Origin of the sequence: Rhodococcus sp. ZPP, from assembly GCF_017656075.1 — a bacterium.
In the GTDB taxonomy this organism is placed as follows: domain Bacteria; phylum Actinomycetota; class Actinomycetes; order Mycobacteriales; family Mycobacteriaceae; genus Rhodococcus_F; species Rhodococcus_F oxybenzonivorans.
The window spans coordinates 6,123,669-6,137,633 of record NZ_CP058638.1; the positions used below are offsets into that span (position 1 = coordinate 6,123,669).

Genomic DNA, 13,965 nt, shown 5'->3' on the forward strand with positions numbered 1-13,965 from the left:
GCGTCACATTCTGTGTAACTGTGTGAACGATACCCGCGCGTAGGAATCGGTTCATGGTGGACTCACAGGTCGATGTCCGACTGCAATATTGCCTGACCGGTAACTGCCAGGATCCCGCTTGCGGCCATACCAGCTGGCACGGGTTGCCTCAGTGTTGCGGGCGGTCCGCGGCGGACACGCCGAAGAGGACATCGGTGGACGGCTGGGACGAGCTGATGCCGGACTGTGAGATTCTGGCGTCGTGACTGACCGAGGAGGACCGCGCGTGCGCGGCAGGGCTCCCGAGAGCTCCGATCACGGGGAGTGGCAATCGCGCAGCCTGAATCAGCGTGTCGCCGCACCCGGTGCCTCTCGGTCCACTTCCCGGGCGCAATCCCATCAACCTCTCCGTGCGCAGTGGGATCCGATCACCGGGGACGTCACCAAACCCCGGACCCCGCGGCCGGAACGGCAGGTTCGGAAACAGAGCAGGGTGGGCCGATTCGTCTCCACCTATGGATGGCGCGCCTATGCGATACCGATCCTGTTCGTGGTCACGATCTTCGTCGTCGTCGACGCGGTGCGCGGCACTGGCACCGGAGACCCGGCAGCGAGCACCGACACTCCCGGATTCGGGACGCTGTCCCGGGACACGGACGGCTCGAGCGTCATCGGAGTGCCTCCCGAGGCGGATGGAAACTTCGCGGCGGATCTGCCGTCCGGAGCGTTGCCGGAAGGCGGCCCGTTCACCACTGCGGGGGCCCGCACGTGGCGGGTGGTGCCCGGCTCGGGTCCCAAGGTCGGACAGGGTACCGAGCGGGAGTTCACCTACTCCGTCGAAATCGAGGACGGCGTCGACACCTCGGGATTCGGGGGCGACGAATCCTTCGGGCGCATGGTCGACCAGACCCTGTCCAACCCGAAGAGCTGGACCAAGGACCCACGGTTCGCGTTCCGGCGGGTAGACCAGGGCGACCCTGACTTCCGTGTCTCGCTGACCTCCCAGATGACCATCCGGGAGGCCTGCGGATACGACATCCAGCTGGAGGTGTCCTGCTACAACCCCGGGATCGACCGCGTCCTCCTCAACGAACCCCGCTGGGTGCGCGGAGCAATCGCCTTCCAAGGTGACATCGGTTCGTATCGGCAGTACCAGATTAACCACGAGGTCGGTCACGCCATCGGCTACCAGGATCACCAACCCTGCGAAACGGAGGGCGGTCTCGCCCCGGTGATGATGCAGCAGTCGTTCGGCACCTCCAACAACGACATCGCCGAACTCGACCCCGAAGGGATAGTGCCCAAGAATGGCCTGACGTGCCATTTCAATCCTTGGCCGTTCCCGCGTGGCTGAGTTGAGCCCATGTGTCCCGCCGGCGTGGCGGGGGGAAGAATGGGGGTTGCCGGGGTGTTGACAGTGACATCGTCGAGAGTGTCGACAAGGAGACGCCTCGACGGAGCCGGAAGCAGTCGTGCAATCGTCAGGAGTGGATCGTGTCGCTTGACCGTTCTGGAAGAACCCCGCAGCCACTGCCACCGCTGGTGGAGCCGGACGCCGAACTCTCGCGTGACGAGGTGGCTCGCTACAGCAGGCACCTGATCATCCCCGACGTCGGAATGGCGGGGCAGAAGCGGCTGAAGAATGCCAAGGTCCTCGTCATCGGTGCGGGCGGCCTGGGCTCGCCGGCGTTGCTCTATCTCGCCGCTGCGGGTGTCGGAACCCTCGGGATCGTGGAGTTCGACGAGGTCGACATGTCCAATTTGCAACGTCAGGTCATCCACGGCCGCTCGGACGTGGGTAGGCCGAAGGCGGAAAGCGCCCGCGACTCCATCAAGGAAATCAACGAACACGTCGACGTCCGGTTGCACGAGTTCCGGCTCGAACCCGACAACGCCGTGGAGCTGTTCGGTCAGTACGACCTGATCCTCGACGGTACCGACAACTTCGCCACCCGCTACCTGGTCAACGATGCCGCGGTCCTGGCACACAAGCCGTACGTGTGGGGTTCCATCTACCGTTTCGAGGGACAGGCGTCGGTGTTCTGGGAGGACGCACCGGATGGGCGCGGACTCAATTACCGCGACTTGTACCCGGAGGCGCCGCCGCCCGGAATGGTCCCGTCGTGCGCCGAAGGGGGAGTGCTGGGGGTGCTGTGCGCCTCGATCGGGTCGATCATGGCCACCGAGGCGGTGAAGCTGATCACCGGTATCGGTGAATCGCTGCTCGGCAGGCTCATGGTCTACGACGCGCTCGACATGACGTATCGCACCATCACCCTTCGCCGTGACCCGGCACGCACGCTGATCACCGAACTGATCGACTACGACGCCTTCTGTGGCGTCGTCTCCGACGAGGGTCAGGCGGCAGCGGCCGGGTCGACCATCACTGCGACGGAGCTGCGGGACCTTCTCGACGCCGGGAAGGACATCCAGATCGTCGATGTGCGTGAACCCGTCGAATGGGACATCGTCCATCTGCCCGGCGCGGTGCTGATCCCGAAGGACCGCATCCTGTCGGGGGAGGCTCTCGCCGAGCTGCCGCAGAACAAGCCGATCGTGCTGCACTGCAAGACCGGCGTGCGGTCGGCCGAAGCGCTGGCCGCCCTCAAGAAGGCGGGCTTCTCCGACGCGACTCATCTACAGGGCGGAGTCATCGCGTGGGCGAGGCAGGTGGACACCAGCCTGCCCGTCTACTGACTTCGGCGGCACCTGGTCAGCGCGCCTTCCGGGGTCGCCGGGCCACCCGGCGGTAGCGTTGACAGCGTGAGCACAGGACAACCCCCCCAGCACGTGTGCTCCACGTTCGGCCTCCGGGAAGTCGAGCCCATTCCACTCGGTGCGGACTGGGACGGCGGGTGGCTCTGTGGAGACGTAGTCCTCTCAGCCGTCGCCGACCACGCCCGTGCCGCCTGGTCGGCCAAGGTCCGGGAAACCCTCGAAGTGGACGGGGTGCGGCTTGCTCGTCCGGTGCGTTCCACCGACGGCAGGTACGTGGTGTCGGGGTGGCGTGCGGACACGTTCATCGAGGGCACGCCCGAACCCCGGCACGACGAGGTGGTGTCGATGTCGGGCCGGCTGCACGCCGCGACGTCCCAGTTGGAGCGTCCCCGATTCCTGGTGCAGCCTCCGGTCGCCCCGTGGGCGGAGGTCGACGTCTTCGTGGCCGCCGATCGGGCCGCTTGGGAGAAGATTCCCCTGCGCGGCGCGAAGGGTGCCGAGCAACTCGAAACGCCGTCGCCGGACGGGCGCAAGAGCCTGGAACTGATCACCGGCCTGGCGACTCTGCGCAAACCCGTGATCAGCCCTGATCAGCTCGTGCACGGGGACCTGTTCGGCACCGTGCTGTTCTCGGGTGCCCTGGCACCCGGCATCACCGACATCACCCCGTACTGGCGGCCCGCGGCGTGGGCGGCCGCGGTGGCCGTCGTGGACGCCATCTCCTGGGGTGGGGCGGACGAGGCCCTGATCGGACGTTGGGAAGACCTTCCCGAGTGGCCGCAGATGCTGTTACGTGCCGTTCTGTTCCGTCTTGCCGTCCATGTGCTGCATCCCCGATCCACGGCCGAAGCCTTCCCCGGACTCGCCCGTACCGCCGACGTGGTGCGCCTGCTGCTCTGAGTGGACGTGCCGAAGGAAGCCCCGCTAGTCGAGAAGTTCGGCGAAGAGGTCCCGCGCGGCGAGCGATGCGCGATGCTCGTCGCCGTCGATGACGGCCCGCACGAGGCGTTCGTGCTCCTCGTGAAATCCCTCACCGGTGGCGTGCACGTGCTGATCCACGGTGTGTTCGATAGCGGGGAGCAGCGAGTCGTAGAACTCCAGATACACCGCGTTGTGACTGGCTTCCACTATCGCGCGGTGAAGGGCGACATCGGCCGTGATCGCCGCATCCGTCGCCGACTCCTCCCACAGGCGTCGGCGTTCGCGCTGCAGGTCCTCGAGGCGGGCGACGTCCTCGGGCGTGCGCCGCCGGGCAGCGAGCGTGGCGGCGGTCACGTCGAGGGCCTGGCGCAGTTCCAGGACGTCGCGCTCGTGGGCCCCGGCGAAGTACTTTCCGAGGGTTCCGCCGACATCGGAGGTGGCGACGACGTAGGTCCCCGACCCCTGCCTCCGTTCGAGCAGCCCGGTATGGACCAGCGCCTGGACGGCTTCCCGGACGGTGTTGCGTCCCGTTCCGGTCAGTTCCGACAGCGCCGTCTCGGTCGGAATCTTCTCGCCGACCGCCCAGCGTCCGCTGCAGATCTCTTCCCGCAACTGCTCGGTGACCTGCGAGATGAGGCTCGCACGCCGAATCGGTTTTCCAAAGGTCATCCGGTCATCCTATGATTTCTCAGGTGAAACTTCTGCGCGGTCGCCTACTCGTCTTCTGCGCGATCGCCATGTCTGCGCTCGTCCTCAGGCTGGCGGTCACGTCGTTCAGCCCTCTCGCGTCTCAGATTCGTGAGGACATCGGCTTCTCACCCACCGTCGTCGGAGTGTTCGGGATGGTGCCGACGGCGATGTTCGCGCTGTTCGGCCTGACCACCCCGCTCGTCGCCAAGCGGTGGGGACTGGAACGGACGGCGCTCGTGGCAATGCTGATGGCCGGGGTCGGAATGCTCACCCGGGCGCTGGTGAACGACACGTGGTCGTTGCTGGCGCTGTCGGCGCTCGCGCTCGCGGGAATGGGTATCGGCAATGTTGTCATTCCCCCGCTCGTCAAGCGCTATTTCTCCGACTCACTGGCGGCGATGAGTTCGGTGTATATCGTCGGCGTGCAGATCGGGACCATCGTCCCGGCCTTCGTTGCGGTCCCCCTCGCGGAGGCGTTCGGCTGGCGTACTTCGATCGGTGTGTGGGCCGTGGTCGGTTTCGCGGCAGCACTTCCGTGGACCGTGGTGCTGGCGCGGGCGCGTCGCCGGGCAGCCTCCACGCCGGCGGGACCGGCTGTCGGTGCTCCCCCGGGAACGCCACACGGCAAGGCGTGGCGGTCGCCCGTCGGCTGGGGATGGCGGGAATGTTCGGGATGACGTCGATGATCACGTATTCGATGTTCACCTGGATTCCGGACGTCCTCGCCGATGCCGGCGCGAGCGAGGCCTTCGGTGGCGCAATGGTGGGTCTCTTCTCCTTCATGGGGCTCGTGTCCGCGTTCGGTGCTCCTACTCTGTGCGCACGAATGCGTAATCCCTTCCCGGTGGTGATCGGCTGCGCGCTCTGTTACCTCGTGGCCTTCTCCGGCCTGCTGTTCGCGCCGATGGCGGCCCCGGTCCTGTGGGTGGTGCTGCTCGGGCTCGGGCCCAGTACCTTCCCGATGTCGCTGACGCTCATCAATCTGCGCACCCGCACACACCTCGGCTCGGCGACGTTGTCGGGTTTCACGCAGGGTGTGGGGTACGCCGTCGCGTGTCTCGGTCCGCTACTGTTCGGCGTGTTCCACGATTCCACCGACGGCTGGGCGCTGTCGTTCGGATTCTTGACCGTCGCGGTAGTGATCCTCGTCATAGCGGGAGCTCAGGCCTGTAAGCCGCGGATGCTCGAGGACAGCTGGAACGGCATTTCGGACGCTCGTCGACACGCTGCGGAAACGTCCGCGAAACCTCACATCGACTCAGTCGGGAAGTGAGGATCAGTTGACGTTGCGGTCACCGACCGCAGCACCGCCGCAACACCCGTTTTCTACCTTTGGGTCTCCCACACAACGAGGAGGCCCGGGTGAAGCATTACATCGAGCACTGGGACGCGGAAGACGTCGCCGCCTGGGAGGCGGGCAACAAGAACATTGCCAAGCGGAACCTGATCTGGTCGGTCGTCGCCGAACACGTCGGCTTCTCCGTCTGGTCGATCTGGTCGGTCATGGTTCTCTTCATGCCCACCGATATCTACGGCATCGACGCAGCGGGCAAGTTCTTCCTCGTCGCCGTTCCCACTTTGGTCGGCTCGGTGCTCCGGATTCCCTACACCGTGGCAACGGCCCGCTTCGGCGGCCGTAACTGGACGATCTTCAGTGCCCTGGTGTTGCTGATCCCGACACTGTTCACCCTGTACCTGATGATGAACCCCGGGGCCTCGTACACGACCTTCATGCTCGTGGCCGCGCTCGCCGGAGTCGGCGGCGGAAACTTCGCTTCGTCGATGACCAACATCAACGCCTTCTACCCGCAGCGGCTCAAGGGCTGGGCCCTCGGCCTCAACGCGGGCGGCGGCAACATCGGTGTCCCGATGATCCAGCTGGTCGGTCTTCTCGTGATCGCCACCGTGGGCAACACGGAACCGTGGATCGTCTGTGCGGTCTACCTGGTGTTCATTGCGGTGGCAGCGGTCGGCGCCGCCCTGTTCATGGACAACCTCGGCAACCAGAAGTCCGATCTCCGCTCGATGGCCAAGGCGCTGAAGTTCTCCGATTCGTGGGTCATCAGCTTCCTCTACATCGGCACCTTCGGATCCTTCATCGGGTTCAGCTTTGCGTTCGGCCAGGTTCTGCAGATCAACTTCCTCGCCGGTGGTGAGACTCCCGCACAGGCTGCACTGCACGCGGCGCAGATCGCCTTCATCGGTCCGCTGCTCGGCTCCATCGCGCGACCGATGGGCGGCAAGCTCGCCGACCGGATCGGTGGCGGGAAGATCACGCTGTACACCTTCGTTGTCATGGCGCTCGCCGCCTCCGTGCTCGTGACCGCCGGCACCATCGACGACGGCACGCCCGGCGCCGCCACTGCAGGCGTGATGGTGGCCTTCGTCTTCGGCTTCATCGCACTGATCCTGCTGGCGGGAATCGGCAACGGTTCCGTCTACAAGATGATTCCGTCGATCTTCGAGGCCAAGGCGCAGGGCCTCGACGGGCTTAGCCGGGAGGCCAAGGCGGCCTGGTCGCGTGCAATGTCGGGAGCCCTCATCGGTTTCGCGGGCGCTATCGGAGGCCTCGGCGGTGTCGGCATCAACCTGGTGCTGCGCGCCTCCTACGGCGGGTCTGCCAAGTCGGCGACCATGGCGTTCTGGGTGTTCCTCGCCTTCTATGTCGCGTGCATCGCCGTCACCTGGGTCGTCTTCCTGCGCCGCCCGTCCATCGCTCGCGGCATCTCCGTCACCGACGGCGACGAAAAGGTCTCCGTCTCGGCGTGACCAACGAGCAGTTACCGCAAGAACTCGAGTATTTCAGCTAGAAGGAGCGACGGCATGAGCCGCAAGTCAGCAGTAGTTATCGGGCACGGAATGGTCGGGCACCGCTTCGTCGAGGCGCTCCGCGCACGCGACGAGTCGGACGACTGGTCGGTGACGGTGCTCTGCGAGGAGCCCCTTCCCGCGTACGACCGCGTGGGCCTCTCCTCCTATGTGGGTGCGTGGGACCCCAAGGAGCTTGCGCTCGCGGGCAACGACTACCAGGGTGATGCCCTGGTGGACCTCCGGCTCGGCCGCAGGGCCGCGTCCATCGATCGTGAGTCGCGCAAGGTCACGACCGATTCGGGAGAGGTCGTCGCCTACGACGCTCTGGTCATGGCGACGGGGTCGTACCCGTTCGTTCCGCCGATCCCGGGCCACGATCGGCCGGAGTGTTTCGTCTACCGCACGCTCGACGACCTCGACGGTATCCGCGCCCGGGCGGAGGCGGCCGGTCCCGGCGCTGTCGGCGTCGTGGTCGGCGGCGGTCTGCTCGGTCTCGAGGCAGCGAATGCACTCAAGCTGCTGGGCATGACCCCGCACGTCGTCGAGTTCGCACCCCGGCTGATGCCGCTACAGGTCGACGAGGGCGGTGGAGCGCTGCTGGCCAAGCTGGTCACCGACCTCGGCGTCACCGTCCACGCGGGTGTCGGTACCGCGGGAATCACCGAAGGTCCCGACGGCATCACTGTCGAACTGTCGGACGGTTCGACCATCGAGGCAGGGCTTCTGGTCTTCTCCGCCGGCGTGCGGCCCCAGGATCAGCTGGCCCGCGACGCGGGGCTCGACGTCGGCGAGCGCGGCGGAATTGTCACCGACCTCGGGTGCCGTACGTCCGACGAGAACATTTATGCGGTCGGGGAGTGCGCCGCGGTGGAGGGCCGCTGCTACGGGCTCGTCGCTCCCGGTTACACCACCGCGGAGATCGTCGCGGACCGCCTGCTCGGAGGAGACGCCGAATTCCCGGGCGCCGATCTGTCGACCAAATTGAAGTTGATGGGTGTGGACGTCGCCAGCTTCGGTGACGCCCTCGCGCAGACCCCAGGCGCGCTCGAGGTCGTCCTCAACGACGCCGCGAAGGGCACGTACGCCAAGCTCGTCGTCTCGGACGACGCCAAAACCCTGCTGGGTGGCATTCTCGTCGGCGATGCGTCCGCGTATGCGTCGCTGCGTCCGCTGGTGGGCCGCGAACTTCCAGGTGATCCGGCGTCCCTCATCTCGCCGGCTGGCGAGAAGCCAGGTGCCGGGTCGCTTCCCGACGACGCCGAGGTGTGCTCCTGCAACGGTGTCACGAAGGGCGCGATCTGTGGGGCCATCGCGGAGGGCGCCTGCGACATCGCGCAGGTGAAGAGCTGCACCAACGCCGGAACCACCTGTGGCGGTTGCCTTCCCACCATCAAGCAGTTGCTGGCTTCGTCGGGCGTGGTGATGTCGAAGGCGCTGTGCGAGCACTTCGAGCAGTCGCGTGCCGAACTCTTCGAGATCGTGCAGGCCACCGACACCCGCACCTTCTCCGCGCTGATTTCCAAGTACGGCAAGGGTTCCGGATGTGACATCTGCAAGCCGGTGGTCGCCTCGATCCTCGCGTCCACGGACTCCGATCACATCCTGCACCGCAACCAGGCCGGCCTGCAGGACACCAACGACCACTTCCTGGCGAACATCCAGAAGAACGGCACTTACTCGGTGGTGCCGCGGATGCCCGGCGGCGAGTGCACGCCGGAGCAGCTCATCGTCATCGGCGAGGTGGCCCGCGACTTCGGTCTGTACACCAAGGTCACCGGTGGTCAGCGCATCGACCTCTTCGGTGCCCGCGTCGAGCAGTTACCTGCCATCTGGAAACGCCTCGTCGACGCCGGCATGGAGTCGGGTCAGGCGTACGGCAAGTCGCTGCGCACCGTGAAGAGCTGTGTCGGGTCCACCTGGTGCCGCTACGGAGTCCAGGACTCCGTGGGCATGGCGGTCGACCTGGAGAACCGCTACCGCGGATTGCGGTCGCCGCACAAGCTCAAGTTCGGGGTCTCGGGTTGTGCCCGCGAATGCGCCGAGGCGCGCGGTAAGGACGTCGGCGTCATCGCCACCGAGAACGGCTGGAACCTGTACGTCGGCGGTAACGGCGGTCAGTCGCCGAAGCACGCGCAGCTGCTCGCAGGTGGACTCGACGACGAGACGCTGGTCCGCTACATCGACCGCTACCTCATGTTCTATATCCGCACTGCGGACCGCCTCCAGCGCACGGCGCCGTGGGTGGATTCCCTGGAGGGCGGGCTCGAGCACCTCAAGGCAGTGGTGTGCGAGGACAGCCTGGGCATCGCGGCCGAGCTCGAAGCAGCGATGGACAAGCACGTCGAGGGATATCGGGACGAATGGGCGGGTGTGCTCGAGGATCCGGAGAAGCTGTCCCGATTCGTGTCGTTCGTCAACGCGCCGGAGGAGGCCGATCCGACCGTCGCCTTCGACGAGACCGGTGTCCGGAAGGTTCCCGTGCTGATGGGAATGCCGAAATTCGCAGCTTCTACCTCGGAGTAATCCCTTCTTAACGCCCAGGAAACACCAGACCCGAAGTATGTACCCCACACGGAAATGCACCAGCCCCAAAGGAGGACTGTGATGACCGTCGTCGACGTGAGCGTGCACAGTGCCAGTGGAAACAGGCGTGAGAGCGTCCAGTCAGGCCGGCTCGAATGGACGTCCGCATGCCCACTCAGCCGATTGATCCCCGGACTCGGCGTGGCAGTTCTGCTGCGCGGCGGTGAGCAGGTGGCGCTGTTTCTTCTCGAGGACGGATCCCTGCGCGCAGTCGGGAACATCGATCCGTACGGGCGCGCAGCAGTGATGTCCCGCGGCCTCGTCGGTGACCGCGCAGGAGAGCCCACCGTGGCGTCGCCCCTGCTCAAGCAGGTGTTCTCGCTGATCGACGGTCGGTGCCTCGACGATGAATCAGTTCGCCTGCCCGTGTACGACGTGCGCGTCTGGGCCGGTGTCGTCCAGATTCACAGTTCACACGGGAATGTCGCGGAAGCACCGGCTGACGACGTGTCCGTGGCGGGGGCTTCGAGTTCGTGAACGAGGGGACACCCCTGTGTGGGTTCACGGTCGGGATCACTGCGTCACGACGTGCCGAAGAGTTCGCGACACTTCTGACGAGGCGCGGCGCCACCGTGGTTCACGCTCCGGCGATCCGGATCATTCCGCTGGCCGATGACACCGAGCTCGAGCGCGTCACGCGTCAGATCATCGACAGTCCGCCCGACATCGTGGTCGCCACGACGGGAATCGGTTTCCGCGGCTGGATGGAGGCCGCGGAAGGCTGGGGCGAAGCGGAAGAGCTCGGCCGGGCACTGGCAGAGAGCCGACTGCTGGCCCGGGGTCCCAAGGCCAAGGGTGCCATCCGCGCCGCCGACCTGAGGGAGGAATGGTCCCCGGCGTCGGAGTCGTCGGCGGAAGTACTCGACCACCTCCTCGGTGAGGGCGTCGAAGGCAAACGGATCGCCGTGCAGCTGCACGGCGCCACCACCGAATGGGAACCGGTCGCCGACTTCTGCGAGGTGCTTCGGTGCGCCGGCGCCGACGTGATCGCCGTGCCGGTCTATCGGTGGACGCCGCTCGAAGATCAGGCCCCGATGGACCGGATGATCGATCTCATCGCCAGCGGCGGACTCGATGCTGTGAGCTTCACCAGTGCACCGGCAGTGGCGTCGCTCCTGACGCGAGCCAAGGAAACCGGACTGATCGAGATGGTGCTGCACTCGCTCCGCCATCGCGTGCTCGCCGTGTGTGTGGGACCCGTGACGGCCGGACCGTTGCGTGAGTTGGAGGTCCCGACGACGATGCCGGAACGTTCGCGACTCGGCGCCCTGGCCCGGCACATCGCGGACGAGCTGCCCCGGCGCGCCAACAAGATCCAGACTGCGGGCCATGAACTCAGCATCCGAGGAGGTTGTGTGGTGGTCGACGGGGAGGTCCGGCAGTTGCCGCCCGCAGCGATGTCGTTGATGCGGACACTGGGCGCACGTCCGGGGCGCGTCGTTCCCCGCGAGGAGTTGCTCGCCGCGTTGCCTGGCGGCGGCGGTGACACCCATGCGGTGGAGACGGCTGTGGCTCGGCTCCGCGCGTCCCTGGGAGCACCGAAAGCGGTGCAGACGGTGGTCAAGCGCGGTTATCGCCTGGCGCTCGACCCGGTCGACTGCGTCGACTCTCGTGAGGAGGGCGTTCGATGAACGAGACAGCACTGGTACTGGTGGCACACGGCACGCGGAGTTCGCGCGGCGTGGAGATGATCGCCACGCTCGCGGATGCCGTCGCCGAGCAGGTCGGTCCGACGCGCGTCGCCTTCGTGGACGTTCTCGGACCGTCGCCGTCCGAGGTACTGCGGGACATCACCGGCCCCGCGGTCGTGGTTCCGGCGTTTCTGGCGTCCGGGTATCACGTCCACACCGACGTTCCCCGGGAAGTCGCGGACAGCGGGCACCCGTCGGTCGCCGTCACGCGGGCACTCGGTCCTGACCCCGTACTCGCCGAAGTACTCCTGCGGCGTCTCGTCGATGCCGGGTGGCAGCCGGGGGATGCCGTCGTCCTCGCTGCAGCGGGATCGTCCGACCCACGCGCACTCCGTGACGTGCGCCGCGCCGCCGCGATGTTGGCGGAACTCGCAGCGACGCGGGTCCGCATAGGATTCGTGGCTACCGCCGAGCCTCGCGTACCGGCTGTCGTCGCGTCGCTTCGCGCGCAGGGTGAGAAGCGAGTGTTCATCGCCTCGTACCTCCTCGCACACGGACTCTTTCACGCCCGACTCGGTGACGCAGGCGCGGATGGTGTCGCGGAGCCGTTGGGAGTCGATCCGGCCGTCGTGGGGTTGGTGGCCGAGCGCTACCGCAGTGGCATTCCTGCCGCACATCACACTCTGTCGTTCCAGCGCTGACCCGTCAGCGGGGTAGCGGCACCAGCTCTGCCAGATCCCCGTCGGCTGCGCCCGCCGGGACCAGCGCCAACGCTTCGCGGTCGATGATGCCCGCGAGATGCGCGGTCCGGATTCCGGGGTCGACCCGCCACGTGCCGTCGGGTTGTGGGACGGCGGGCAGGATCCGGGTGGCGTCGCCACTGACCTCGGATGCATTCGCGATACGCGCCAGCTGACGTGGCGCCGGGGTGCGACCCGTGAGTGCGGCCACGATGGACGGAACCGTGATGAGCAGCGTCGCGACCGCGGCGTACGGGTTTCCGGGCAGCCCGAGCACCACCCGTCCGTCCGGCAACAGGGCGGTCACCTGCGAACCACCGGGGCGGCACTGCACCCTCCCCACCACGATCCGGGCCTTCGCCCGGTTGAGCGCCGCACGCAACTGGTCGGCCGCGCCGCCACCGGTCGCCCCCACGATCACGATCAGATCGGGTTGGCGGACTTCCCGGAACAATTCGTCGAAGCTGTCGGACGTGTCCCGCAGGTGTGTGTCCGCGACCGTCCGGATGCCACACCACGAGAGGAACTGGGGGAGAACGGGTCCCAGAGCGTCGCGCGTCTGCCCTCGTCGAAGCGGACCTTCCCGCCTGATCTCGTCTCCGGTCACCGCCACGTGCGCGCGGACGGGGCCGCGTACCCCCGCAGTGGTCACCTCCGCGCTCGCGGCTGCGGAGACGAGTGCCGGCGTGACGGCCGTGCCCTCCACCGCGAGCCGGTAGCCCTCGTGCCAGTCCTCGCCGCGCCGCCGCGCGTCGTCGCGCACGGGGGCGTCCTGGCTGCGGGACAGTTGCGGTCCGTCGGAAGTGTTTGTCACCACGGCGAATTCGTCGCGCACGACGGCGGTGGCGCCGCTGGGGAGGTGCGCGCCCGTCGCAATCCGGGCCGCCTCGCCGTCCGCCAGTTCGAGTTCGTCGGAGCTTCCCGCATACCGGATGTCGTCGCGCAGCACCCACGGACCGTCGCCAGCAACGGCGTATCCGTCCATGGCGGACACGGCGATGCGCGGCAGAGCTTCGGCGGCGAGCAGCCGCTCGGCGAGTGTGGCGCCGAGCGACGTGCCGAGCGTCGCAGACCGCGGCGGAAGTGGGGGAACCACCTCGAGGATCGCGCGCCTGGCCTCGGCGATCGAGACCGGCGACGCAGCGGCCCGGCCGCGGGCCCGCTCGACGTCCTCCGGTGTGTCGCAGTCGGTGACGCCGCGGAACAGGACCGTGTCGAACGTTTCGGGAACGAGCGCCTTCATGGGCTGATTGACCGTCGACCCGAGCGAGCGGACACGGTCGGTCAACGCGCCGATGCGCCACGCGGACAACAGGAACTGCAAGCGGCCCGACTCGTCGACCGCGAACACGGTGTCGGCGTCCTGCACGGCGGCGGCGAGAGCCTCCACCATCGTGGGTTCCGCGAACGGAAGATCCGACGCGAGCAGAATCACCCGGTCTCCCGGTTCGGCGTCGAGCACCGCCAGTCCGGCGGCCACCCCCGCCACCGGCCCGGCGCCCGGCGGGGTCTCCTGCGTTTGGAGCACCGTCGAATCGAGGTCGGAGCGCCGCGGTCCCACGACGACGATGCGCGCACAGTCATTGACGGCATCGAGAGCGGTGTCGAGCATCCGGCGTCCGCCGACCACCACGGCAGGCTTGTCGACGCCGCCCATCCGAGTGGCTCGTCCACCGGCGAGGACGATCGCGTGAACGGGTGCGGCAGGGTTCATTCCTTCATGCTGCCGCACACCCTCAATCGCTGTGCAGGTGGCTGCGCGGAGGTCCGGCGAGCCCGGACCGTCCGCCGTGCGTGGTGCTGACGCAGAGCCAGGCCACCGAGGCCAGGCTGAGGGCCAAGAGGATTCCAATAACCAGCATGTATCGATTGTCGGTGCAAAGTGGACCGTG

General features: G+C 67.1%; 11 protein-coding genes and 1 pseudogene. 9 read left to right on the plus strand and 3 right to left on the minus strand.

The window, feature by feature from the left end:
* Positions 1 to 241: 241 nt before the first annotated feature.
* The 3 genes from HYG77_RS28185 to HYG77_RS28195 all read left to right on the plus strand — a co-directional run bounded on the left by HYG77_RS28185 (position 242) and on the right by HYG77_RS28195 (position 3,597).
* A complete protein-coding gene (locus tag HYG77_RS28185; RefSeq protein ID WP_109331221.1) occupies positions 242 to 1,333 on the plus strand; it encodes a DUF3152 domain-containing protein in 1,092 nt (363 codons plus the stop codon).
* 140 nt (positions 1,334 to 1,473) lie between these two features.
* On the plus strand, positions 1,474 to 2,676 hold the full coding sequence (gene moeZ, locus HYG77_RS28190) for an adenylyltransferase/sulfurtransferase MoeZ (RefSeq protein WP_208961268.1): 1,203 nt from the start codon (positions 1,474 to 1,476) through the stop codon (positions 2,674 to 2,676).
* 66 nt (positions 2,677 to 2,742) lie between these two features.
* Positions 2,743 to 3,597: a TIGR02569 family protein gene (locus HYG77_RS28195; protein WP_109331219.1), complete on the plus strand. Its 855-nt coding sequence runs from the start codon at positions 2,743 to 2,745 to the stop codon at positions 3,595 to 3,597.
* A 24-nt stretch (positions 3,598 to 3,621) separates the two neighbouring features.
* Here the strand turns inward: HYG77_RS28195 and HYG77_RS28200 are convergent, their stop codons facing one another.
* Positions 3,622 to 4,287, minus strand: a complete 666-nt coding sequence (locus HYG77_RS28200) for a FadR/GntR family transcriptional regulator (protein ID WP_109331218.1) — start codon at positions 4,285 to 4,287, stop codon at positions 3,622 to 3,624.
* Between the two features lie 11 nt (positions 4,288 to 4,298).
* Here HYG77_RS28200 and HYG77_RS28205 point away from each other — a divergent pair.
* The 6 genes and pseudogenes from HYG77_RS28205 to HYG77_RS28230 all read left to right on the plus strand — a co-directional run bounded on the left by HYG77_RS28205 (position 4,299) and on the right by HYG77_RS28230 (position 12,034).
* Positions 4,299 to 5,581: pseudogene (locus tag HYG77_RS28205) on the plus strand (MFS transporter).
* A gap of 89 nt (positions 5,582 to 5,670) precedes the next feature.
* Positions 5,671 to 7,077 (plus strand): nitrate/nitrite transporter, encoded by a 1,407-nt coding sequence (locus HYG77_RS28210; protein ID WP_244373290.1) that lies wholly within the window; start codon positions 5,671 to 5,673, stop codon positions 7,075 to 7,077.
* Between the two features lie 54 nt (positions 7,078 to 7,131).
* Entirely contained in the window at positions 7,132 to 9,642 is a 2,511-nt protein-coding gene (gene nirB, locus HYG77_RS28215; RefSeq protein ID WP_208961270.1) for a nitrite reductase large subunit NirB, read from the plus strand.
* Between the two features lie 81 nt (positions 9,643 to 9,723).
* Positions 9,724 to 10,179 (plus strand): nitrite reductase small subunit NirD, encoded by a 456-nt coding sequence (gene nirD / locus HYG77_RS28220; RefSeq protein ID WP_109331215.1) that lies wholly within the window; start codon positions 9,724 to 9,726, stop codon positions 10,177 to 10,179.
* Positions 10,176 to 11,333: a uroporphyrinogen-III synthase gene (locus HYG77_RS28225; protein WP_109331214.1), complete on the plus strand. Its 1,158-nt coding sequence runs from the start codon at positions 10,176 to 10,178 to the stop codon at positions 11,331 to 11,333. Before nirD ends, HYG77_RS28225 begins: the two co-directional genes overlap by 4 nt.
* Positions 11,330 to 12,034, plus strand: a complete 705-nt coding sequence (locus HYG77_RS28230) for a sirohydrochlorin chelatase (RefSeq protein ID WP_109331202.1) — start codon at positions 11,330 to 11,332, stop codon at positions 12,032 to 12,034. Before HYG77_RS28225 ends, HYG77_RS28230 begins: the two co-directional genes overlap by 4 nt.
* Positions 12,035 to 12,038: 4 nt before the next feature.
* Here HYG77_RS28230 and HYG77_RS28235 read toward each other — a convergent pair whose 3' ends face one another.
* Together HYG77_RS28235 and HYG77_RS40755 are read right to left on the minus strand one after the other, a co-directional pair.
* On the minus strand, positions 12,039 to 13,787 hold the full coding sequence (locus HYG77_RS28235; protein WP_208961271.1) for an NTP transferase domain-containing protein: 1,749 nt from the start codon (positions 13,785 to 13,787) through the stop codon (positions 12,039 to 12,041).
* Positions 13,788 to 13,809: 22 nt separating this feature from the next.
* Complete coding sequence (locus HYG77_RS40755; RefSeq protein WP_280123286.1) at positions 13,810 to 13,935, minus strand: hypothetical protein; 126 nt, start codon at positions 13,933 to 13,935, stop codon at positions 13,810 to 13,812.
* Between the last annotated feature and the right edge of the window lie 30 nt (positions 13,936 to 13,965).

What these genes read in the sequence shown, in the direction of transcription:
- HYG77_RS28235 (WP_208961271.1), bottom strand. Translation starts at nt 13,787, where the DNA reads ATGAACCCTGCCGCACCCGTTCACGCGATCGTCCTCGCCGGTGGACGA.
- HYG77_RS40755 (WP_280123286.1), bottom strand. Translation starts at nt 13,935, where the DNA reads ATGCTGGTTATTGGAATCCTCTTGGCCCTCAGCCTGGCCTCGGTGGCC.
- nirB (WP_208961270.1), top strand. Translation starts at nt 7,132, where the DNA reads ATGAGCCGCAAGTCAGCAGTAGTTATCGGGCACGGAATGGTCGGGCAC.
- HYG77_RS28230 (WP_109331202.1), top strand. Translation starts at nt 11,330, where the DNA reads ATGAACGAGACAGCACTGGTACTGGTGGCACACGGCACGCGGAGTTCG.
- nirD (WP_109331215.1), top strand. Translation starts at nt 9,724, where the DNA reads ATGACCGTCGTCGACGTGAGCGTGCACAGTGCCAGTGGAAACAGGCGT.
- HYG77_RS28200 (WP_109331218.1), bottom strand. Translation starts at nt 4,287, where the DNA reads ATGACCTTTGGAAAACCGATTCGGCGTGCGAGCCTCATCTCGCAGGTC.